Origin of the sequence: Shewanella sp. DW31, assembly GCF_015767295.1 — a bacterium.
Lineage (GTDB): Bacteria > Pseudomonadota > Gammaproteobacteria > Enterobacterales > Shewanellaceae > Shewanella > Shewanella oncorhynchi.
The window spans coordinates 39614-59115 of sequence record NZ_JADWMP020000024.1; the positions used below are offsets into that span (position 1 = coordinate 39614).

At 43.9% G+C, this 19502-nt stretch carries 20 protein-coding genes; 11 read left to right on the top strand and 9 right to left on the bottom strand.

Translation table 11 applies throughout. The features are described from left to right. Positions 1 to 14 precede the first annotated feature (14 nt). The 3 genes from GWI56_RS17845 (at position 15) to GWI56_RS17855 (ending at position 2854) form a co-directional block, all read left to right on the top strand. Positions 15 to 761, top strand: coding sequence for a transporter substrate-binding domain-containing protein (locus GWI56_RS17845; RefSeq protein WP_198573682.1), 747 nt, complete (start codon positions 15 to 17; stop codon positions 759 to 761). 165 nt (positions 762 to 926) lie between these two features. Then, positions 927 to 1967, top strand: a complete 1041-nt coding sequence (locus GWI56_RS17850; protein WP_198573683.1) for a M14 family metallopeptidase — start codon at positions 927 to 929, stop codon at positions 1965 to 1967. Next, the gene (locus GWI56_RS17855) at positions 1964 to 2854 is read left to right on the top strand and encodes an alpha/beta hydrolase (protein WP_198573684.1); all 891 of its coding nucleotides are present in this window, start codon (positions 1964 to 1966) and stop codon (positions 2852 to 2854) included. Before GWI56_RS17850 ends, GWI56_RS17855 begins: the two co-directional genes overlap by 4 nt. Positions 2855 to 2889: 35 nt before the next feature. Here GWI56_RS17855 and GWI56_RS17860 read toward each other — a convergent pair whose 3' ends face one another. Then, positions 2890 to 3297 carry a YccF domain-containing protein gene (locus GWI56_RS17860; RefSeq protein ID WP_028759602.1) on the bottom strand — a complete coding sequence of 136 codons (408 nt, stop codon included), beginning with the start codon at positions 3295 to 3297 and terminating at the stop codon, positions 2890 to 2892. 267 nt (positions 3298 to 3564) lie between these two features. Here GWI56_RS17860 and GWI56_RS17865 point away from each other — a divergent pair, with 267 nt between their 5' ends. The 4 genes from GWI56_RS17865 (at position 3565) to GWI56_RS17880 (ending at position 8110) form a co-directional block, all read left to right on the top strand. Then, entirely contained in the window at positions 3565 to 4593 is a 1029-nt protein-coding gene (locus GWI56_RS17865; protein WP_198573685.1) for a pyridoxal-phosphate dependent enzyme, read from the top strand. A gap of 81 nt (positions 4594 to 4674) precedes the next feature. Next, positions 4675 to 5388 carry an NUDIX domain-containing protein gene (locus GWI56_RS17870; RefSeq protein WP_131525016.1) on the top strand — a complete coding sequence of 238 codons (714 nt, stop codon included), beginning with the start codon at positions 4675 to 4677 and terminating at the stop codon, positions 5386 to 5388. Positions 5389 to 5721: 333 nt separating this feature from the next. After that, positions 5722 to 6627 (top strand): ribose-phosphate diphosphokinase, encoded by a 906-nt coding sequence (gene prs, locus GWI56_RS17875; protein ID WP_198573686.1) that lies wholly within the window; start codon positions 5722 to 5724, stop codon positions 6625 to 6627. Positions 6628 to 6637: 10 nt separating this feature from the next. Then, positions 6638 to 8110: a nicotinate phosphoribosyltransferase gene (locus tag GWI56_RS17880; protein WP_198573687.1), complete on the top strand. Its 1473-nt coding sequence runs from the start codon at positions 6638 to 6640 to the stop codon at positions 8108 to 8110. 157 nt (positions 8111 to 8267) lie between these two features. Here the strand turns inward: GWI56_RS17880 and GWI56_RS17885 are convergent, their stop codons facing one another. The 5 genes from GWI56_RS17885 to GWI56_RS17905 all read right to left on the bottom strand — a co-directional run bounded on the left by GWI56_RS17885 (position 8268) and on the right by GWI56_RS17905 (position 11804). Then, on the bottom strand, positions 8268 to 8528 hold the full coding sequence (locus GWI56_RS17885; RefSeq protein WP_011789018.1) for a hypothetical protein: 261 nt from the start codon (positions 8526 to 8528) through the stop codon (positions 8268 to 8270). Positions 8529 to 8829: 301 nt separating this feature from the next. After that, positions 8830 to 9003, bottom strand: coding sequence for a hypothetical protein (locus tag GWI56_RS17890; protein WP_006082106.1), 174 nt, complete (start codon positions 9001 to 9003; stop codon positions 8830 to 8832). Between the two features lie 726 nt (positions 9004 to 9729). Further along, entirely contained in the window at positions 9730 to 10452 is a 723-nt protein-coding gene (locus GWI56_RS17895; protein ID WP_198573688.1) for a ChrR family anti-sigma-E factor, read from the bottom strand. After that, on the bottom strand, positions 10445 to 11107 hold the full coding sequence (locus GWI56_RS17900; RefSeq protein WP_198573689.1) for a sigma-70 family RNA polymerase sigma factor: 663 nt from the start codon (positions 11105 to 11107) through the stop codon (positions 10445 to 10447). The genes GWI56_RS17895 and GWI56_RS17900 overlap by 8 nt, the downstream gene beginning before the upstream one ends. Before the next feature lie 145 nt (positions 11108 to 11252). Then, on the bottom strand, positions 11253 to 11804 hold the full coding sequence (locus tag GWI56_RS17905) for an LON peptidase substrate-binding domain-containing protein (protein WP_028759610.1): 552 nt from the start codon (positions 11802 to 11804) through the stop codon (positions 11253 to 11255). 101 nt (positions 11805 to 11905) lie between these two features. Here GWI56_RS17905 and GWI56_RS17910 point away from each other — a divergent pair, with 101 nt between their 5' ends. Continuing rightward, positions 11906 to 12520 carry a class I SAM-dependent methyltransferase gene (locus GWI56_RS17910; RefSeq protein ID WP_028759611.1) on the top strand — a complete coding sequence of 205 codons (615 nt, stop codon included), beginning with the start codon at positions 11906 to 11908 and terminating at the stop codon, positions 12518 to 12520. A 232-nt stretch (positions 12521 to 12752) separates the two neighbouring features. Then, positions 12753 to 13697 (top strand): chemotaxis protein CheV, encoded by a 945-nt coding sequence (locus GWI56_RS17915; protein ID WP_028759612.1) that lies wholly within the window; start codon positions 12753 to 12755, stop codon positions 13695 to 13697. Between the two features lie 174 nt (positions 13698 to 13871). Here GWI56_RS17915 and GWI56_RS17920 read toward each other — a convergent pair whose 3' ends face one another. Next, positions 13872 to 14513 (bottom strand): hypothetical protein, encoded by a 642-nt coding sequence (locus GWI56_RS17920; protein ID WP_168827433.1) that lies wholly within the window; start codon positions 14511 to 14513, stop codon positions 13872 to 13874. A gap of 51 nt (positions 14514 to 14564) precedes the next feature. Further along, a complete protein-coding gene (locus GWI56_RS17925; RefSeq protein ID WP_028759614.1) occupies positions 14565 to 14924 on the bottom strand; it encodes a DUF2750 domain-containing protein in 360 nt (119 codons plus the stop codon). Positions 14925 to 15343: 419 nt separating this feature from the next. Between GWI56_RS17925 and GWI56_RS17930 the strand changes: the two genes are divergently transcribed. Both GWI56_RS17930 and GWI56_RS17935 read left to right on the top strand, forming a co-directional pair. Beyond that, positions 15344 to 16642: a lytic murein transglycosylase gene (locus GWI56_RS17930; protein WP_198573690.1), complete on the top strand. Its 1299-nt coding sequence runs from the start codon at positions 15344 to 15346 to the stop codon at positions 16640 to 16642. Positions 16643 to 16777: 135 nt separating this feature from the next. Beyond that, positions 16778 to 17266: a peptidylprolyl isomerase gene (locus GWI56_RS17935; RefSeq protein WP_198573691.1), complete on the top strand. Its 489-nt coding sequence runs from the start codon at positions 16778 to 16780 to the stop codon at positions 17264 to 17266. 193 nt (positions 17267 to 17459) lie between these two features. Here the strand turns inward: GWI56_RS17935 and GWI56_RS17940 are convergent, their stop codons facing one another. Beyond that, the gene (locus tag GWI56_RS17940; RefSeq protein WP_198573692.1) at positions 17460 to 19403 is read right to left on the bottom strand and encodes a M1 family metallopeptidase; all 1944 of its coding nucleotides are present in this window, start codon (positions 19401 to 19403) and stop codon (positions 17460 to 17462) included. Positions 19404 to 19502 lie beyond the last annotated feature (99 nt).

Here is a 19502-nt window from a genome sequence, read left to right on the forward strand (position 1 = left end):
CAAAGGAGTACTAAATGGTTCGATGGCGTTCAATGCTCCTTGTGTATTGTCTTTCCTTTATGGGATTGAGCGTAGCTAAAGCGGATACCTTAATGCTTACTTCTTTACTTTGGCCGCCTTATTCAGGAGAGCAATTAACGGAGCAGGGTGCCAGTATTGCCGTGGTACGGGCGGCGCTGAACGTCATGGGACATCAGTTAAAAGTGGATTTTTATCCGTGGAGCCGCGCTGTCAAACTTACGACTATGCCGAACTCTGACTACATAGGTTATTTTCCTGAATACTATGTAGAGACTGAAAAGTTTATCTTTTCAAAACCGATTGGCGAAAGTCCATTGGGGCTGGTGGAGCAAAAGTCCCATCCAGTAAGTTGGAATTATATTGAAGATCTTAATCGCTATACCTTAGGTGTGGTGAAAGATTATGTGAATACTCAGGCCTTAGATCGCATGATCGTTTCTGGTGTTCAGCGGACTGAAGCTGTGACTTCGGATGAGCATAATGTCAAAAAAGTTGCCGCAGGTCGGATTGATGCCGCGGTGATTGATGTTAACGTTCTGCACTATTTACTCAAGCAAAAGCCCTTACAGCCGCTGGCGACAAAGTTGCAAATAAATCGGCAAATTCTGGCGAATAAGCAGCTCTATGTCGCGTTTCGTAATACAGAAGAGGGACGGCGTTGGCGAGATATTGTTGACCAAGGCTTAGCGCAGGTTGACGTAGAAACCATCATTGGAGAGCTACTTTATCGTGAAGACTAATGTAGGGTTTTAGGATGGTTTATTCTTTGTTTTACCCGCTATTTTTCCGCTTATTTCCCCGTAAAGTCACTTCTGATATGCAGTTTGTCATCATTGTGTCTTTGTTCAATATTAGTATCACTTTAACGGCATGAGTTGTTCTCTCATTTTATTGATTAAGGTGACATGAAGAAACTTCCTTTCGAGCTTCCATTTGAGTTAGATACGCTGCAGCAACTCATTGATACTCATCATCTTAAGTTGGATTATCAGATCCTTGCCGACATTCCATTCCGCCAAGAGCATTTCCCCCTTTACAGTGTTGAGTTAGGTGGTACAGATACGCCTTGTCCGACGGTACTCTTTGTGGGTGGCGTGCACGGGGTTGAACGTATTGGATCTCAAGTTATTCTGGCATTGTTGAACAGTTTGTTGCAGCGGCTTGTTTGGGATAAACACCTACAACAGATGTTAACGGGCCTGCGGTTAGCTTTTGTACCTGTAGTGAATCCTGTTGGGTTATTCATGGGAACGCGGGGCAATGGCAATCAAGTGGATTTGATGCGTAACGCTCCGATAGAATCCCGTGAAAAAGTGTCCTTTATGGTGGGAGGACAGCGTATATCGTCACGGCTGCCCTGGTATCGCGGTATTGGGGGAATGGAGCTGGAAACGGCGGGCTTAGTTGCCTATGTACAACAACTGTTGAGTCGCAGCACAAGTTTGATTTCGCTCGATGCCCACTCGGGATTTGGTTTGAGTGATCATATCTGGTTCCCCTACGCCCATACCCGTACCGCCTTCGAAAATGCCAATTATATTTTTCATCTAAAACAATTATTTGAACAGAGTTATCCCCATCATGGCCATTATCGGTTGGCGCCGCAGAGCCAGTTTTATCGCACTCATGGTGATATTTGGGATTATCTCTATCGCCAGCACCAAGTGGCTGATCCTTCTGCTCAGGTGCCATTTTTACCTTTGACATTAGAGATGGGATCTTGGGCATGGATAAAGAAGAATCCTAGACAAATATTTAATTTTGCTGGCTTTTTTAATCCACAAAAAACACATCGTCACCACAGGATTTTACGCAGGCATACAGTACTCATGCAATTTATGATGGAAGCGGCCTATGCCCAATCGTTAGAGCAGTTAACACCTGAACGTTTGACTGAGCTGACAGAGTGCGCACGGCATTATTGGTATCGGGAGTCTCAGTCATGACCACTTGGGTGTTATTAAGGGGATTAATGCGTGATCAGCGCCATTGGAATGGTTTCGATCAGCGTCTGCGACAAAAGGGATTGCGAGTGCTGACACCGGATCTTCCGGGCAATGGGACGCTATCCCACGAATTAAGTCCGCTTAAGATTGCCGATTATGCCCATGCCGTGTGGCAGCAATTGGATGAGCAGGCACAGGAAGGGGAGACTATTTATCTCCTCGGCTTGTCTATGGGCGGTATGTTGGCGCTGGAAATGGCATGCCAGCGACCTTGGCAGATAAGGCATGTCTTTGTATTAAACAGCAGTGCGGCGAATTTATCGTCTTGGTATCAAAGATTTAACCCGCTGAATGCATTGAAGGCTTTTTTCATGCGGGCTCGGGGTGACGCTTTACATCCAATCGAGTCGACTATAGTGCGTTTAACCAGTTTTCGTCATCGGCGAGACCGAGATTTAATTGTCAAGTGGAGTGAGTTTCGCCGCGATACCACACCAAGTAGACGCAATGTATGGCGACAACTTTGGGCGGCTTTTCAATACCAATGTCCATTGACAGTGGAAGTACCGATAACTGTGCTCTGCGGTGACCGTGATGCGCTGGTGAGTATGGCATCGAGTAAGGCGTTAGCACGGCATTTTTACACCGATTTGATTGTACTCGCGTATTGTGGTCACGATGCCGCTATAGATGCACCCGCAAAACTGGCGCATTATCTGTTGGACATTGTGGGGGCGACTAAGCTGCAAGTGCAGTTTTCTGTGGATAGTGAGCCTGCCAATACTCAATATGATTGCAACGATTTATTGGAGGAAGAAATAGCCTTAAACGAAGCGATATTTGCTGTATGGGATGACAAAGCGCTATCCACTCTTGAAACCAAATAATCGAGAGTGAATAGCGCAGTTAACACATTGTCTTATTAAGCTTTAGCCACTACGGTTTGGCCTATCGGTGTGAGGCTGAGTAAAGCCAATTTAAGATGCTGTATCCCAAAGGGAATACCGATAATCGTCACAAAACAAGCTAAGGCGTGGACCAAATGCCCTATGGCTAACCAGATCCCAAACAGTAAGAACCAAATGATATTTCCTACCATGCCTAATGCACCTGTGCCCAAGTCTTCACGTCCAGTTAAGTGGCGACGGTTCATTTGTTCTTGGCCGAAGGGCCAAAAGGTCATTTCGCCGATAACAAAACAGGCGCGGCCGAAGGGAATACCAATGATACTGATAAAACACAGGATACCTGCAAGCCACCAAGCGAGTCCCATTACAAATCCGCCGAGTACAAACCAAGCTATGTTGAATATTAAGCGTAATACAGCCATTGAAAACTCCTTATGTTTACCCTGTTAGCCTTTATCGTTAGCTTCGATAAATTGAATATATGTCAATGTCTAAGCGATAACTATGCCAACTATTTAAATTATTCATAATCAATGGGTTAATTATATGTATTCGAGATTCATGTGTCATTTTCACTAGTTTTTCGCCAAATTGATAATTTCTTAAGGGCGTAACAGGAAGGGCGGAGTTACACTAGCCTTCCCTTAACTGGTTTAAAAACCAGATAATTTAATTGTTTGAGTCGCTTGATGTTTGCAAATTCCCCTGTCGAACCCTTTGCCTTTGCTGGCAGAGACATTTTCCTAAAACGTGATGATTTACTGCATCCGGCGTTTAGTGGCAATAAAGCACGCAAATTCGGCTATTTTTTAGATCATGAGTTTGCTGGCATCAGCAAGGTGATAGGTCATGGCTCGCCATTAGCTAACTCACTGTATTCATTGTCAACATTAGCGAAGATGAAAGGCTGGCAATGTGATTTTTATGTAGATCATATTGCCAGTCAAGTGGTTAAACATCCTACGGGCAATTACGCTGCCGCTTTAGCGAATGGCGCTAATATTATCGATTTAAGTGTGTTAATAGCACAAAAGCAGGCGTGCACTCCGTCGCAATCTGAACCTCACGTTTTGTCAAATCTTAATGCTAGGCCTGACCCTACAGCGCAAGTGGGCGATGTGCGACTGAGTTGCCAAGATTATATCGAGGCTCAAGTACTCGTGAATGAGCCGACGGCGCTTTTTATCCCTGAGGGGGGTCGTTGTGCTTACGCTGAATACGGGGTAAATAGATTGGCGCAAGAGATAGTACAGTTTGCGAAGGCGAATGGATTGATTGATTTAACGGTGTTTTTACCTTCGGGGACGGGAACGACAGCATTATTTTTAAATCAGTATTTTATCCGTCTGCAAACGGATATTCGCGTCGTGACTTGTGCCGTTGTCGGTGGCGATGATTATTTGCGCTTGCAATTTTCCTTACTTAATTCCAATACCAGTGAGCATCCACAGATTGTTAATGTCGGCAAAAAATATCATTTTGGTAAAATTTATCCGGAATTTTATGCCATGTGGCAGCGGGTCTGCGCCTCAGGCGTGCAGTTTGAATTACTCTACGATCCCTTAGGTTTTATTGTGCTTGAGGAATATTTACAAGGCGTAGGCTCTCGTCCTGTGATGTATATCCACCAAGGTGGCTTACTCGGGAACGAGACCATGTTGCCACGTTATCAGCGTAAATTTGGGCAAAGTGGCTCATCCTGTGCCTCTGAGCATTGACTTAGTGACGCTAAGACATAATATGTTTGAAGCTATGTAATGCTAAGTTAAGCTGATGATTTGGAACGATGGGAAATATCAATGACTGAAGCGGAATATCTCGCCAATTACGATCCTAAGGTTTTTAAGGCTCAGCTACTGACAGTGGATGCCGTATTGTTTACCTATCACGATCAGCAACTTAAAGTACTCCTAGTACAACGCTCAAATCATCCATTTTTAGGTTTATGGGGATTACCTGGAGGGTTTATCGATGAAAATTGCGACCAATCCCTTGAGCAAACTGTATTACGTAAACTGCATGAGAAAACCGCGGTAGTGCCACCTTATATTGAGCAGCTATGCACTGTGGGTAATCGTGGTCGCGATGTAAGAGGCTGGTCTGTGACTGTGTGTTATACCGCCTTGATGAGTTATCAAGCTTGCCAAATTCAGATTGATTCAGTGAGTGATGTTAAGTGGTGGCCATTAGCGGATGTGTTGCAGATGCCCTTGGCGTTTGATCATTTGCAGTTAATTGAGCAAGCGCGGGAACGCTTAACACAGAAAGCCTTATATTCTTTAGTGCCAGGATTTGCACTGTCTGAACCTTTTACCTTGCCAGAATTGCAGCATGTACATGAGGTTTTACTGGGCAAGCCTATCCAAGGTAAATCTTTTCGTCGGCGGGTTGAACAGGCCGATTTATTGATCGATACGGGATTAAAGCGCACCGAACGTGGTCGTCCTGCTAATTTATACCGCTTGAAACCCAATACCGCATCGTATCGCTTCTTAAGAAATCTAGAATGTTGATCACAGTGAATGTGGATTTAAGCAAGATATTCGCCTTGCTCAATATGAGTAACGGTGACTTTGAATCAGTAAAGGCTGTTTAATTACTGATTTTGCCTTAATGTCTCCGATTCTTGTATTACTCGATACCCATATTGTGGCTTCTTAGTTGTCGCACCTATCAATAGTGTCTAAAGGACACTATATGGCATTTAAGCATAACATTTCAGGTTGCTCCGTCTGAAATAGTCTAAAAATCAACTTTACACAATAATGTCTTTAAGACACTATTGTTCATGTAGACAACAAGGGCGCCGTCAATTTCGGCAATCTTGCCACAGACAGGAGGTTACTATGTCTCAACGTATTCAAGCGTCTCAACGTATTCAAACGTCTCAAGATGTTTCTCACGCTCAATGTTCGCAAGCCGATTTTTATCGGTTACCCGCTGCTAGCGATGAGACTCACTACCGCTTATTTCAATTTGGTGCGGGGGAAAATCATATTCAGCTGCTTGTTCCTCCTGCTAAACGAGTAACGATCTTTTTCAGTTATCGGGGCGATCATTCCATCATGCAACTCTTGTTGTTAACTGATGCATTGCGTCGCAGTGGTGCCGAGCAAATTGATCTGTTACTGCCTTATATGCCGGGTGCTCGCCAAGATAGGGTGTGTAATGCCGGTGAGGCCTTGTCGGTAAAAGTCTATGCTAGCCTGATTAATCAGCAGCAATATGCTTCGGTCACCGTTTTTGACCCGCACAGTGATGTCACTGCCGCATTGTTAGAACGGGTTCAGGTAATAGATAACCACAGTTTTGTCGCAGCGATCGCAGCCCAATTAACGGGGGAGCTAGTGTTAGTCTCGCCCGATGCGGGGGCGAATAAAAAAGTATTCGGCTTAGCTAAAGCGTTACAGGGAATGCCGGTGATCAGGGCCGATAAACATCGTGATGTGGTCAATGGCCATATTATCGCTACTGAAGTGTTCTGTGATGACTTGTCGGGTAAAACTTGTTTAATCGTTGACGACATTTGCGCGGGTGGCAGAACCTTTATTGAACTTGCCATCAAATTAAAGCAAAAGGGGGCCCAAAGCGTTATTTTGATCGTGTCACATTATGAAGATAAGGCCAGCGAATCGGCTCTGCGCGAGGTGGGCATCGACAGATTATTTTGTACCGATAGTTTAGGTGTCCCTGCACATATTTCGAGCGAGTTCTGTGATTGCCATGCTGTTTTGAGTTATATGAATCATTAAGGAAAATATTATGTACTTGAATCCCGTTACTGCCATTGATGGCTATAAAGTCGACCACCGTCGTCAATATCCCGATAATACACAAGTGATTTTTAGTAACTTGACCGCCCGTAAATCCCGTCGTGGTTATACAGACCAAATGGTGTTTTTTGGCTTGCAGTATTTTATCAAGCATTACTTAATTGACAGTTGGAACCGTGATTTCTTTCAACAACCCAAAGATCAGGTCATTCGCCAATTCTCCCGCCGTATCAATAACTATCTCGGGCCGAATAATGTTGGCACTCAGCATATTGAGGAGTTGCATGATTTAGGTTATTTACCAATTAAAATTATGGCATTACCTGAAGGCTCAATGTATCCATTAAAAGTGCCTTGCTTGATTTTATACAATACCGATGAGCGGTTCTTTTGGTTGACCAATTATCTCGAAACCATCCTTTCCGCTAATGTGTGGGGTATGTGTACCAGTGCTACTACCGCGCTGCAATACCGCAAAATATTTGAGACTTACGCGCTAGAAACCGATGGTGACATCGCTTTTGTTGATTGGCAGGGTCACGATTTTAGTTTCCGTGGCATGTATGGTGCAGAGGCCGCGATCATGAGCGGCGCCGCACATTTACTCAGTTTTACTGGGACTGATACCATACCTGCCATTGATTTTCTTGAGCAATATTACCTTGCCGATAGTGATAAAGAACTTGTCGGTGGCAGTGTGCCCGCAACGGAGCACAGTGTCATGTGCGCGGGTGGCATGGAGAATGAATTAGAGACGTTCCGCCGTTTGATTGAAGATATTTACCCAACGGGCATTGTCAGCATTGTTTCAGATTCTTGGGATTTTTGGCAGGTGATGACAGAATTCACCTTAGCGTTAAAAGACCGCATTCTTGCCCGCGATGGGAAAGTGGTGTTTAGGCCTGATACGGGTTGCCCTGTGAAAATCATTTGTGGCGATCCACAAGCACCAATCGGGAGTCCTGAATATAAAGGCGCTATTGAGTGTCTGTGGGACGTCTTTGGGGGTAGCACAACTGCCAAAGGTTACAAAGCGCTGAATAGCCATGTTGGACTGATTTATGGCGATTCAATCACCATTGAACGGGCTGAAGCCATTTGTGCTGGCTTAAAGGCTAAAGGTTTTGCGTCAACCAATATTGTGTTTGGGATTGGCAGTTTTACCTATCAACACGTGACCCGAGATACTGACGGTTATGCTGTGAAAGCGACCTTTGCGAAAGTTGATGGTAAAGACAGAGAAATATTTAAAGATCCTAAAACAGATGATGGCACTAAAAAATCTGCTAAGGGTTTAGTGGCGGTATTTAAAGATGAGCAGGGTCAATTTTATCTTAAAGATCAAGCCAGCTGGCAAGATGTCAACAATTGCGAGTTTGTTCCCGTATTTGCCGATGGTGAACTATTAACGGAATATTCTTTGGCAGATATTCGCGCAAGGTTGGCAGAGTCTAGAAGTTGAGCCTATCGATTTGTGATTTTTAACGGCTATCGACAATAGCGAAGATAAAACTGGCAATGTGATTTCTATTAGGGTCATATTGTCAGTTAAGTTTTGAATTTATTTTACGTCGTGTAAGTAAAGCGCCCCATAAATAGTAAAATGCAAATACAAGCGATTAAGACAGTAACTGGTTCCGTTTAAGAATTTTATAGGTACGACGGCCAATGTTTTCGAGGTTTTTTAAATCTTTTAGGCTAGGCGTCACCTCACTAAATTGCCAATAACTGATTTCGGCATCTAACATTTCCAGCATTTTCTTCGAACAACCTAAACATTGTCCCTGGCACAGTTGTGCTTCTTCTAAATTGAGTGGAATAGTCTCTTTGATCTGGTTTATCAAGGTTTGCATGGCAATTTGAGTATTGGGTTTTGGCATAGATGATGTGCTGAACAGTATTCATGTGTATGAATATTAGCGGATGCTGCAATGGAAAGAGGTGATCTAACGCTGGATTTGACTCATTTGGTTCGGCAGGTATCTGTGTGAGAGAGATACAGCCTGAACCAAATGTGCTCGTCATAATGACGTAAAAAAAGGATAGCGTGTTCGTGACATTCGGCTATCAGTCTACTTAAGTGCTCGGTACTGCGAAGATAATGGAAACCGATTAAATACACTTGAGTAAACGGGTACTGCGGTATTAATTTTTAACTTATCGTTTTACTTACTGTTTGACTTATTTGTTCGCGGACAATAACCATTTCATAAAGCTGATGGCTTCTGTACGTTTAGAAAAAGTCTGTCTGTTTTTACCTTGACGATCGGTAAAAGCAATTGAGGTTTTATTTACTGAGATTGAATCTACAGGGAAGTTCACTGTAATTTCATGTCCATTAATTTTGTATGACATATGCCACACTCCTTTTTGTTAATTCACCCATAGGTGAGATAGTTGTAACTATAAAATATCCTTAGCAATTGTGCGAAAGATTCGTTCTATTGAGTATCGAGGTTACCCCATCTTTGATTCATTAATCAAGAGATGCTTAATCGATAAATATTTCATGTTGTCGATTACGTCAATGGAATAACTCGATTCAACCAGTTGACCATAGCTTAATGACAATACTATGACAACAAGGAGAACGGTAAGTTCACAGACATAACCACATGATTTTAGTGATATCGAATGATTGAGCTTATGGGGTTTTGCTTGTAGTAGGCTTTCTTTATGAGGACCGAACTCTGATTGCTAAATATCAGGCTGGGTTAAAAAGGTAAACAACAAGGTGTATCTCAAAACGACGTGCAGTATATCAATAAAAATGGCTTATGCAAGTTTAATTTTTATTCGATGTCATTATTTATTTGCTAATGTTGAATTAAAGTGTATTTTTCGTGACTATTTGCTTGATTTAAAGAGGAATTGTCAGGCCTGTTTATGGGGTCGTTTTTATTTTTGTGGTAATTGACTAAGGTTAATATTGCCGTTTTATAGGTAAATATTATAAAAAATCCCACTAAAACAGGTCATTTTAATGGGATTAATCGTAGTCAGTTATGTAATGGACTCATTAAACTGAATTTATAAATGAATCTATGCGTTTGCTCTTGTTTAAAAACTCAGTCAAAAGGTTTAATAAATCAGTTCACCTATGGGATTAAGTAGCTTACTCAGACCTTTGGTAAAATGCAGCGGTCCATCTAATACTGTGTAGCATAAGCAACCGTTAATGGTTTTCGGTGAGTGATGATGTTGGCCGTCAAGCACGATAAAATCACCTGGGACATAGTCACCATTTAGATCGGAAAACTCTCCGGCTAGTAATAGTGTTAGTTCATAACCTTTATGGGTATGTTGGGGGATTTCACCTTGGGCATCTATATGCAATAGGCTAGCGCGGGTGTTCGTTTCATCGACATCAAAACGCATGCGACTGACTTTGCCTAATATTTGCCATGGACGGGCCAAATGCTGACGAAACACCGAGGGCACAGTGTAATGCTGTTGCTTTATGTCGACATCGATAGGGGCGTTATTAGGCACATTTGTTGCTGCCGGTTGAGCCATGATTTGCGCCATCATAGCGTCAATGTCCAATGCCGATTCTTGATTGCCGCCTGAGTGTTGCACCTCAACATACTCTCTGTGCATCAACTCTTCGCCCGTATCATTTGCAGCATGACCGCCATCAGGATTTAATGCTAAATTTGCAGCTTGTTCTGTGAATAGGGCAAGCTGCTCTCGACAAGTATCACATAGGTCGCAGTGTGCGGATATTGCTATCGCCATTGATAAAGGTAAGTTCCCATTGGCATGGCTGACGAGTAATTCTTGTTGGGGATGATGCTTAATCATTGTGTGTCTCCAAGAAGCTTTTCAACTTTTCTAGCCCTAATCTTAAACGGGACTTTATGGTCCCTATCGGTACCTTTAGGGTATCGGCTAGCTCTTGTTGAGTGAGTTCTTGCATGTAAATGCCTTGCACAACTTGTCTTTGTGCTATGGGAAGGGCATCAAGATGTTGGAGTAATTTAGCCGTCAACTTGTGATCAGTGAGTGTGTCCTGAGCCATGGTCGCATCACACAGCGGCCAAATATCATCACCGAAAGTATCTTCTCTATTGTGTTGTACCCGTCTAAGCATATCGAAACATTGATTACGCATGATGGTAAACACCCAAGTTGTCACTGACCCTTTTTCTGCATTATATAGATGAGCCTTAGTCCAAACGCTGGTCATGGTTTCTTGTACTAAATCCATCGCCAACCCTTGTTGATTCAGTCTTTGTAAACCAAAGGCTCGGATCTTGGGCATGAAATGCTGAAATAAGTGACCAAAGGCGGCTCTGTCTCGGTTGTCTGCTACTTGTAGCATAAACGTGATTAAAGCATCCGCTTGAGGCTCGCAGGTTTGGGAAGCTGGAATTTCGTTATCCATAGCCGAATTAGTCAGAGACGTGATTGGGACATGATACCGAGTTTGCCTGCTTTGTGATTGAATATTTTCCATTATTTTCGCTCTTATCGCAGTCGTGAGTGCTGAGTGTGATATCAGTAACGACAAAATTGAGAAGTGTGTTGCACTTCTGAGCCCATTTTTGCTGTCAAACTTTCAATCAATACGAAGTGGCTTAAATAAAGGATCATTCACAGTATTATTTAATGACGGCCCGCAATAGATCTCGGGTCATAATATGATCTAAGGCATTAATGCAGGTGTACTTTTCGGATGCTTGTACGGGTAATATTTCTAGCCAGCGCTGGCAGACCCAAGCGATATCATCGAACTGTTCTGTTTGGTAGTGCTTGAGATGTTGCGGATATTCCTTAAGAATGTTTTGTAACATTTGACTCAAGTAACGTTCATCGGTCGCAATACGTACAGCAGGCCAATTGTCGATTAAACTGACGTCTCCGCGTTTTAAACCATCGGCTTCGACACTGATTTTATCAAGTTTAAAGCGTTTAGAACCTTGAATACTGATCCCTAATAGTCCGTCTGGTAAGGTTTCAAAATCAATAATATGCACTAAGGTGCCTATGGGCTGAATGGTTTTACCATCCTCTTCAAGCATACATAAGCCAAAGCCTTGGCCTGACTTTAATGATTCGGCGACCAAGCGCTTATATCTAGGTTCAAATACCCGCAGTTGTGTGTAACCTTCGGGCAATAAACAAATGGGTAATGGAAAAAGAGGTAATTTCATCGTGGCCTCTGGTGAACTTATGTTCCTATCATTACGTACCATAATGGCAGTTCGATCAGTAAAATTATTCAACAGTAGTTTACCCATAGTGAGAGGATGGCATGAAATTAAATCCATTTGAGAAAAAGATCGTTCAGCATCCATTACGTTTTTGGTTACAAAATCATCTCGAAGCGCCCTTATTGACCTCTATGATGCCAAAACCTATGGCTTTGTGCGAACGCGCATTAGAAATAGGTTGTGGGTTTGGTAACGGCATTCAGTTGATCCGCGAACATTTTGGCGCGGGACATATCACGGCCGTGGATATCGACCCTGACATGGTTGCCTCCGCACAATCCCGCTGGCAATCTCGGCCGCAAGGGTTAAAAGGGCTGAGTTTCTCGGTTGCTGATGCAACATGTTTACCCTTTGGCGATGGCGAGTTTGATATGGTGTTTGATTTTGCCGTATTCCATCATATTCCAGAGTGGCAAGCGGCCATTAAGGAAGTTGCAAGGGTGCTGAAACCGAACGGATACTTTGTGATAGAGGATTTATATCGTGCCGCAATTTGTAATCCATTGAGCCGGCGCTTATTTGAGCATCCACAGCAGAATCGCTTTAATCATAGTGATTTGTTAACGGTATTGCGCCAGCTGGGATTTAAGATTGTCCGCGATAGAAATGCCTTTAATCTTGCGGGTATGGTGCTCGCCCAGAAAATATTGCGTTAACACTAAGACCAAATATTAGCAATGTCGCGTATTATCTGAAAATATAAGCTTAGGGATGCAGATATCTGAGATGCGCTAAACGAAGTTTATGGCCGAACTTTGCGAGAGTGGTTGTAATTTTTAGATAAAATAGACTCTCGGCATGGTTCTTCATGGGAGTTTACCGCTATAATTTGAGCTAATCCGTCGCATGTGGGGAAAGGATTTTCCTCAAGAGTAGAGAAGCAGCATTATGGCAAACGTACTTGCAACCGTAGATCAGCGTACCAAACTCGTTGGTGAGAACCGACTTGAGTTGTTGCTCTTTAGCATTAATTCCACGCAGTTATTTGCCATTAACGTCTTTAAAGTCAAAGAAGTTGTCAAGCTTCCTCCCTTGAATGCGATGCCGGGTAGTCATCCGCATATTTCTGGTGTTGCTAATATTCGCGGAATTTCTATCCCCGTGATTGATTTACGTTCGGCCATAGGGTTTAAGCCCGTGCCGCCTAACGAAGATGCCAATATGATCATCACAGAATATAACCGCAGTGTGCAGGGTTTCTTAGTCGGTAAGGTTGAACACATTATCAACATGACTTGGAGCGATATTATGCCACCGCCGAAAACGGCTGGACGTAATAATTATCTAACGGCAATTACTCGCATAGAGCATCAAGGTCAGTCGCAGTTAGTGTCTATTATCGACGTAGAAAAAGTCTTGGCGGAGATCATTCACTACGATATCCGTTTATCTGAAGGTGTACTCGACGAAACCTTAGTCCATGAAATGCCTGGCAGAAAAATCCTGATTGTGGATGATTCATCGACCGCCAGACGTCAAGTGCGTGAAACGTTAGGCCAACTGGGTATCGAAATTATTGAGGCATCTGATGGCTTACAAGCGCTGACGTTATTGCAGAAATGGCGTGATGAAGGTAAACAAGTTGCCAAAGAATTATTGATGATGATTACCGATGCCGAAATGCCCGAAATGGACGGTTATAAGCTCACTTCTGAAGTGCGTAGCGATAAAGCTATGTCGGATTTATTCATCACCTTAAATACTTCGTTGAGTGGCAGTTTTAACCATGCCATGGTTGAAAAAGTGGGCTGTGATAAGTTTATTTCTAAGTTCCAACCGGATTTGCTGGTGGAAGTGGTGCAAGAAAGATTAAGACAAGTGATCAATCTCTGATCGCATTTTGAGATTCGAACTATCGGTGATTGACCTTGAGTCGATCATCGGTAGGTTTAGTGTTTTTAAAGAACGCTTTAATAACAGTTTTTAATATGGACTTTGAATCACATTCTTTCAACTGCTACTTTTTCAACTGCTTTTCTGCAAACTCACTACCTATAACTCGCTCGATTATAACGCTAATTCGGCTGCTACATCGTGTAATACTTGGCGCTTCATTTCTTTGGCGGCGGCGATATGGATACGGGCGAGCCTTAAGGCATAGTTGAATCTTGCTCGGCCGACGAGGCGTACAAGTTCGGCAAAAAACTGTGGATCTAAAGTGAATTGCGTCGAATAGTATTGGATAGCAGCATTGACTGAATTAAAAGTCACGCCATCGAATTCAAAACCTGCGCTATAACCTTGGTCGTCAATTTCTTCGCCCTCTAATACCAGTGGCCAACCGGGCGCATTGATACGGTCGCGGGCAATTTGGTACATCATCCAAGCACTTTTTTTAAAACCTTCAAACACTTTGCAGGAGAATTCGGACTCAGCAAGCTCTTCTTCGGTCCAATTAATCCCAATGGCGAGGTGTTTCGCATAAATACGCATTAGTGCATCTTTGACGGCCATACGACAATCCCAAATGGAGCTAAGAGTATGTTGTTTGGCTAATCGCAAACATTCGCTGCAGGCGGGCACAGCTAACGAAGAATGTGGTGTATGTGTGTGTGCGATATATTCGAAGTGTTGATGACTCGGTTCGCCACAAAACCAGCAGGTATGGCGTTTGTCGAAGGGAATATCGATAAGCGGAATAGCAGACATCAAGGAATGAGCACCTCAGTCCTTGATGTCATCAATGGCATACTGAAGCGATTAAACCTCTTCAACATCAACCAAATCTTTTGCTAAAACAATCGGATCAAGTTCAAGACAATCTTCATCGGTTTGCCAATCGACACCGATCAATACACCATCATCGTTTAGATCTGAGACCCAATATTCTAGAAATTCTTCTAATGAAATAGAAACGGGTTGATAGTCGTGCCATTCGTCGCTGCAATGGGATTTTGCAGTAGCTTCATTTGACCATAATGGCATCACATCTGTGTCTTCAAATTCTGAAGAATCACAAACGACCCAGCCTTCGCCAGTTTCATCCATTAGACCCCAAAGCGTCTGATGTTGTTTTACATTTTTGATAAAGCCAGCCAAAGCCGCATTGATTTCAGTCATGATAGATCTCTTTGATGTGTGCTGTTAACTTATCCATTATACGGTAACGTGCTGCGATACCAAGGGATTCTTTGTTAAGAATTTTTTTGTGTTGGATAACTGAGCAATAAGCCTATGCCGCAAGGTATTTATGGCGATAAGGATTGTGTTACGTGTCACTATGGGTCAGGATTATTGGTAATGAGTCGCCTTGGTACTGGCTATTTTACTGACTAAATGTGGCTCAGATAGGGGCTTTACGTGGCGGAGAAACATGTCTTCTATGCTCTTGGCCGTTAAAGGTGTTTTGGATTCTAACCTTTCACTCGTTATGCCAAGGCGAATATCTCTCTAGGGTAATTCCCTCTTGAAGACGGAATATTGTCGTGTTTAGCCACAACAGTGTGATTGTTGTGAGATCAAATATTGGAGTTGTTGATTTGATTAAAATTAAAGGGTTAACTTATCTGTTTGCGAGTATTGCCGCCTGTGTCAGTCTGAGTGCCTGTTCAAGTGCGCCAACGGCGAGTGCTAACGCAACCAGCACTAACGCAAGTGGCATTGCTGCTGAAGTCAATCAAATGCCCGATATCAGTGCTAGCGTACAATCTAATGCAGAGGCGTTTCCAATGTGCTTGACTGGACTGCAAGCGCGGGCACGTGCAGAAGGCCTGTCTGAGGCGACGATAAACTCTACCATTGCGAACTTGAAATTTGTCCCTCGAGTGATTGAGCTGGACCAACAGCAACCCGAATTCAGCCAGACATTTGATAATTATTTCAGTAAGCGCGCGACCGAATGGCGGGTCAATGAAGGCCGCCGTTTACTGCAAAAGCACAGTGTCTTACTTAATCAATTAGCGCAAAAATACGGTGTCCCACCGCAATATATCTTGTCTTTTTGGGGACTGGAAACAAACTACGGCTCCTATAAAGGCAAAATGTCGGTATTGAATTCGCTGGCGACTTTGGCCTGTGAGCCACGCCGTAGCAATTATTTCACCATAGAGCTGATGCAAGCCTTAAAACTGAAAGAAAAGTATCAGTTCGATGATGACACTATGGTGGGATCATGGGCAGGTGCTATGGGACATACGCAATTTATGCCTTCTGCGTATGCCAAATATGCGGTCGATGGGGATGGGGATGGTAAGGCCGATTTATGGAATAGCACTACAGATGCGCTCACTTCTGCCGCGAACTTTTTGCAGCACTTAGGTTGGCAGCGTAATCAGCGTTGGGGGCGTGAAGTCTTGTTGCCAAAGGATTTTAGTTACAGTCATTTAGGCGCGAAACAGCCCTTGTCGTTATCTGAATGGGCTGCGCTCAATGTAACGCAGTCGAATGGGCAACCTTTGCCTGCCGTCGATATTCAAGCTGCGCTGTATTTGCCTGCGGGACACACAGGCCCAGCCTTTTTAGGTTATGAGAATTTTAATGTGATCATGCGTTGGAATCGCTCCGAATTTTATGCCATTACGGTTGGACACTTGGCCGATCGTATTAATGGTGGACAACCCTTGACAGTCAGTCCGCCTGAGCAACCACGCCTAAGCCGCGAGCAAGTAAAGCAACTGCAAACAAAACTGAACGAGGCTGGATTTGATGTTGGTAAGCCTGATGGCGTGTTGGGACGTAACTCTATGGCAGGGTTGCAAGCCTTTCAACGGAGCAAACAGATGATTGCCGATGGCTTCCCAAGCCCAGAGGTGTTTAGCGCTTTAGGACTATCACTGTAGTTACTGTCACTGTAGCCAAAGAGCGCTCGCTGCGGGTTTTGAGTGCTTTGAGGCCGGATAAAAAAGTGGAGTGAAAAGCGCAGTTTTGTTAAGCTCGGCCCACAATTGAAATCGAAGAAAATCAAAGGATATTCGATGAGCATTAAAGACGATATGGTTGTGCAGTTTAACTACACACTACGCGACGAGAAAGGTGAAGTGATCGAGACGAACGAAGGTCGCGATCCGATTGCCTATTTACACGGTCATGACAACATGATGCCAGGTGTAGAAAACGCGATAAGCGGTAAAGCTATAGGTGAAAAGTTCACTGTGACCTTGCCTGCCGCTGAAACCTACGGTGAGCGTGTAGCGGATGCTGACGCACACCAACGTGTGTCTGTTAAGCATTTACTGGGTGCGACTGTGTGGAAACCAGGTATGGCAGCAGTGGTTAATACCGACCAAGGTCAGCGCCAAGTGACTATCGTTAAAATGGGTAAGTTTATGGCGACTGTGGATGTAAACCATCCATTAGCCGGCCGCGAACTGACATTTGATATTGAAGTCGTAGGTGCCCGTGATGCGAGTGATGAAGAAATCGCCCACGGTCATGCCCATGGTGCAGGTGGTCATCACCACTAATCTTTAGGTTTCGGGCTCGGCTTCGAACTTGGCTTTATCTGACTCAATGTGAGTGGAGTATAAGTTCAGTATGGGTTGAATGAATCGAGGCTAAAGATTAAATAGCAAAAGCCCAAACCTAGGTTTGGGCTTTTTGTTTTTATGGTGCTAATGGCTTAATGATTGTCGCAACCGCTAATGGCTCCTTATCTCGCTAATGGCTATGTTCATGCTCGAGTGGTTTGTCGGCAAACATCATATCTAGGCTTGCTTGGGTTTGGGGATGGTAGCCGCTGCGAGCCCTGAGATAGACGCTTTTGGCCCAGTCGTATTTATCAGAGCTTGCTAGCTTTTGATATAAAGGCACGATTAAGCGCATACGGCCAATATGGGTTAAGTGTTGTTTTAATGCGGGTAGTACTGCGTAATAGCCATTGTCTAGGGCCAGTGAATACCATGCAAAAGCGATTTCACTATTGCCAGTGCCCGTAAAATGGAACGCCTTATCTAGCTCGGCAAGTTTGGTTTGATCTAGATTGATCCTTGGCATTTCATTGATGAATCTTAACCACTGGTGGACTGTCCAAGTGCTGGTTTTCAACTCGCTTGCACTGAGTTTACCCTCGAGCCAAGTTTGTCTTTGAGCATCAATATCATCGAAGGCATGGGAATTGGGCGGCACAAGAAATGACGGTAAACCTTGACCTTCAATCCAAGTATCCACTTCGCCTTCACTGACAAGATGGGGATATTTGTTTAATAGATTCAAAGATAAATATTCACGGAACTGCGCCGTAGTAATACTCTGAAACGCAAAATGATTGAAGAAGCTTTTCACAAAAATGTCGAAGCGTTCACGGCCAAATTTGTGCTCTAAAAATATTAAGAACAACTGGCCTTTTACATAAGGGACACCGCTGAAGGCTTCGTCGGGCGAACGTTTACCGAGATCGAGATGTAGCACTGAATCGGCAGGAGTGAGCTCTTCAAGTTCGGCAAGCAATTCAGAGTAGCCGATGGTTTGCTCCATCAGTGCCCGGTCGCGGCCATAGAGGTCTTCCATGATGCGATTCTCAACATAGGTCGTAAAACCTTCATTAAGCCAGAGATCGCGCCAAGTGGCGTTGGTCACTAAATTACCCGACCACGAGTGCGCAAGTTCGTGGGCGATGAGGCTCACTAAGCTTTTATCACCTGCGATCACTGTGGGTGTAATAAAAGACAAACGCGGGTTTTCCATGCCGCCAAAGGGGAAACTTGGTGGCAAGATAAGCAAGTCATAACGTCCCCAAGGGTAATCGCCATAACGTTTAGCCGCGATTTTGATCATTTCTGGCGTGTCGGCAAATTCTTTGCTCGCTTTGTCGAGGATCTCTGGCTCAGCCCAAATGCCCGAGATGTTATCTAAGGGAGCAAACTTTAAATGTCCTGCCGCAATAGCAATCAAATATGCTGGAATAGCCTGCGGCATAGTGAATTGGGTCTGAGTGCTCGACAGGGTTTTGCGATCGGCACTCATGACCACAGTTATGGCTTTATCGGCAGTAATTATTGCGCTATAGGTTTGGCGAACGGCTGGCGTATCTTGCAGTGGGATCCAACTGCGGGCGTGAATCGCCTGACTCTGACTGAACATAAAAGGCAACTGTTTACCTTGGGTTTGCTCTGGAGTTAACCATTGAATACCAGACGGATTATTCGATGTGTGATAATTGATTTTAATTTTTTGGGTATCTTCATCGGCAAGTTTGATGGTCAGCGCCGCACCTTTTACAGCGTCCGCTTTGGCTAAGGTGAAGGGCATGCTTTGCCATTTCCCTGCTGTATTTAAAGCACTTACGCTGTTAATCGTCAGATCTCGAGTATCTAAGATGAGTTCTTTCCCCGCCTTATGCCAAGCTAAATCGAGGGTGGCTTCACCGGATAAGCGGTTTTGCTTAAAATCGACGGTAAGGGCTAGTTCCAAATGACTCACGCTGACTTCAGTGTAATTGGCGTAGGTCAGTGCATCTTGGTTCTGCTGCGTATCAGCTTGTACAACAGTGGCAGTAGGCTCAGTGGTTAAGGTATTTGGAGTGCTATTGGCATAAGCGCAGGGAATTAGTTGCAGGGCAAAGACTAGGGTGCTGCAAAGGACGGTTCGGCGAAGTGAAAGCATTATTTATAGTAGCCTAATGATGAAGTATGTTAGTTCGAGTTTGGGGTGATAAGACCATCAATTCAGCTTGGTTTTCTGTTAACCCACTCTATATAGTAC

Bases quoted from the DNA above. Each gene is read 5' to 3' on its own strand.
- GWI56_RS17925 (WP_028759614.1), bottom strand. From the start codon at position 14,924: ATGACTGAAATCAATGCGGCTTTGGCTGGCTTTATCAAAAATGTAAAA.
- GWI56_RS17855 (WP_198573684.1), top strand. From the start codon at position 1,964: ATGACCACTTGGGTGTTATTAAGGGGATTAATGCGTGATCAGCGCCAT.
- GWI56_RS17860 (WP_028759602.1), bottom strand. From the start codon at position 3,297: ATGGCTGTATTACGCTTAATATTCAACATAGCTTGGTTTGTACTCGGC.
- GWI56_RS17880 (WP_198573687.1), top strand. From the start codon at position 6,638: ATGTACTTGAATCCCGTTACTGCCATTGATGGCTATAAAGTCGACCAC.
- GWI56_RS17870 (WP_131525016.1), top strand. From the start codon at position 4,675: ATGACTGAAGCGGAATATCTCGCCAATTACGATCCTAAGGTTTTTAAG.
- prs (WP_198573686.1), top strand. From the start codon at position 5,722: ATGTCTCAACGTATTCAAGCGTCTCAACGTATTCAAACGTCTCAAGAT.
- GWI56_RS17935 (WP_198573691.1), top strand. From the start codon at position 16,778: ATGAGCATTAAAGACGATATGGTTGTGCAGTTTAACTACACACTACGC.
- GWI56_RS17920 (WP_168827433.1), bottom strand. From the start codon at position 14,513: ATGTCTGCTATTCCGCTTATCGATATTCCCTTCGACAAACGCCATACC.
- GWI56_RS17905 (WP_028759610.1), bottom strand. From the start codon at position 11,804: ATGAAATTACCTCTTTTTCCATTACCCATTTGTTTATTGCCCGAAGGT.
- GWI56_RS17850 (WP_198573683.1), top strand. From the start codon at position 927: ATGAAGAAACTTCCTTTCGAGCTTCCATTTGAGTTAGATACGCTGCAG.
- GWI56_RS17865 (WP_198573685.1), top strand. From the start codon at position 3,565: ATGTTTGCAAATTCCCCTGTCGAACCCTTTGCCTTTGCTGGCAGAGAC.
- GWI56_RS17910 (WP_028759611.1), top strand. From the start codon at position 11,906: ATGAAATTAAATCCATTTGAGAAAAAGATCGTTCAGCATCCATTACGT.
- GWI56_RS17845 (WP_198573682.1), top strand. From the start codon at position 15: ATGGTTCGATGGCGTTCAATGCTCCTTGTGTATTGTCTTTCCTTTATG.
- GWI56_RS17915 (WP_028759612.1), top strand. From the start codon at position 12,753: ATGGCAAACGTACTTGCAACCGTAGATCAGCGTACCAAACTCGTTGGT.
- GWI56_RS17885 (WP_011789018.1), bottom strand. From the start codon at position 8,528: ATGCCAAAACCCAATACTCAAATTGCCATGCAAACCTTGATAAACCAG.
- GWI56_RS17940 (WP_198573692.1), bottom strand. From the start codon at position 19,403: ATGCTTTCACTTCGCCGAACCGTCCTTTGCAGCACCCTAGTCTTTGCC.
- GWI56_RS17890 (WP_006082106.1), bottom strand. From the start codon at position 9,003: ATGTCATACAAAATTAATGGACATGAAATTACAGTGAACTTCCCTGTA.
- GWI56_RS17900 (WP_198573689.1), bottom strand. From the start codon at position 11,107: ATGGAAAATATTCAATCACAAAGCAGGCAAACTCGGTATCATGTCCCA.
- GWI56_RS17895 (WP_198573688.1), bottom strand. From the start codon at position 10,452: ATGATTAAGCATCATCCCCAACAAGAATTACTCGTCAGCCATGCCAAT.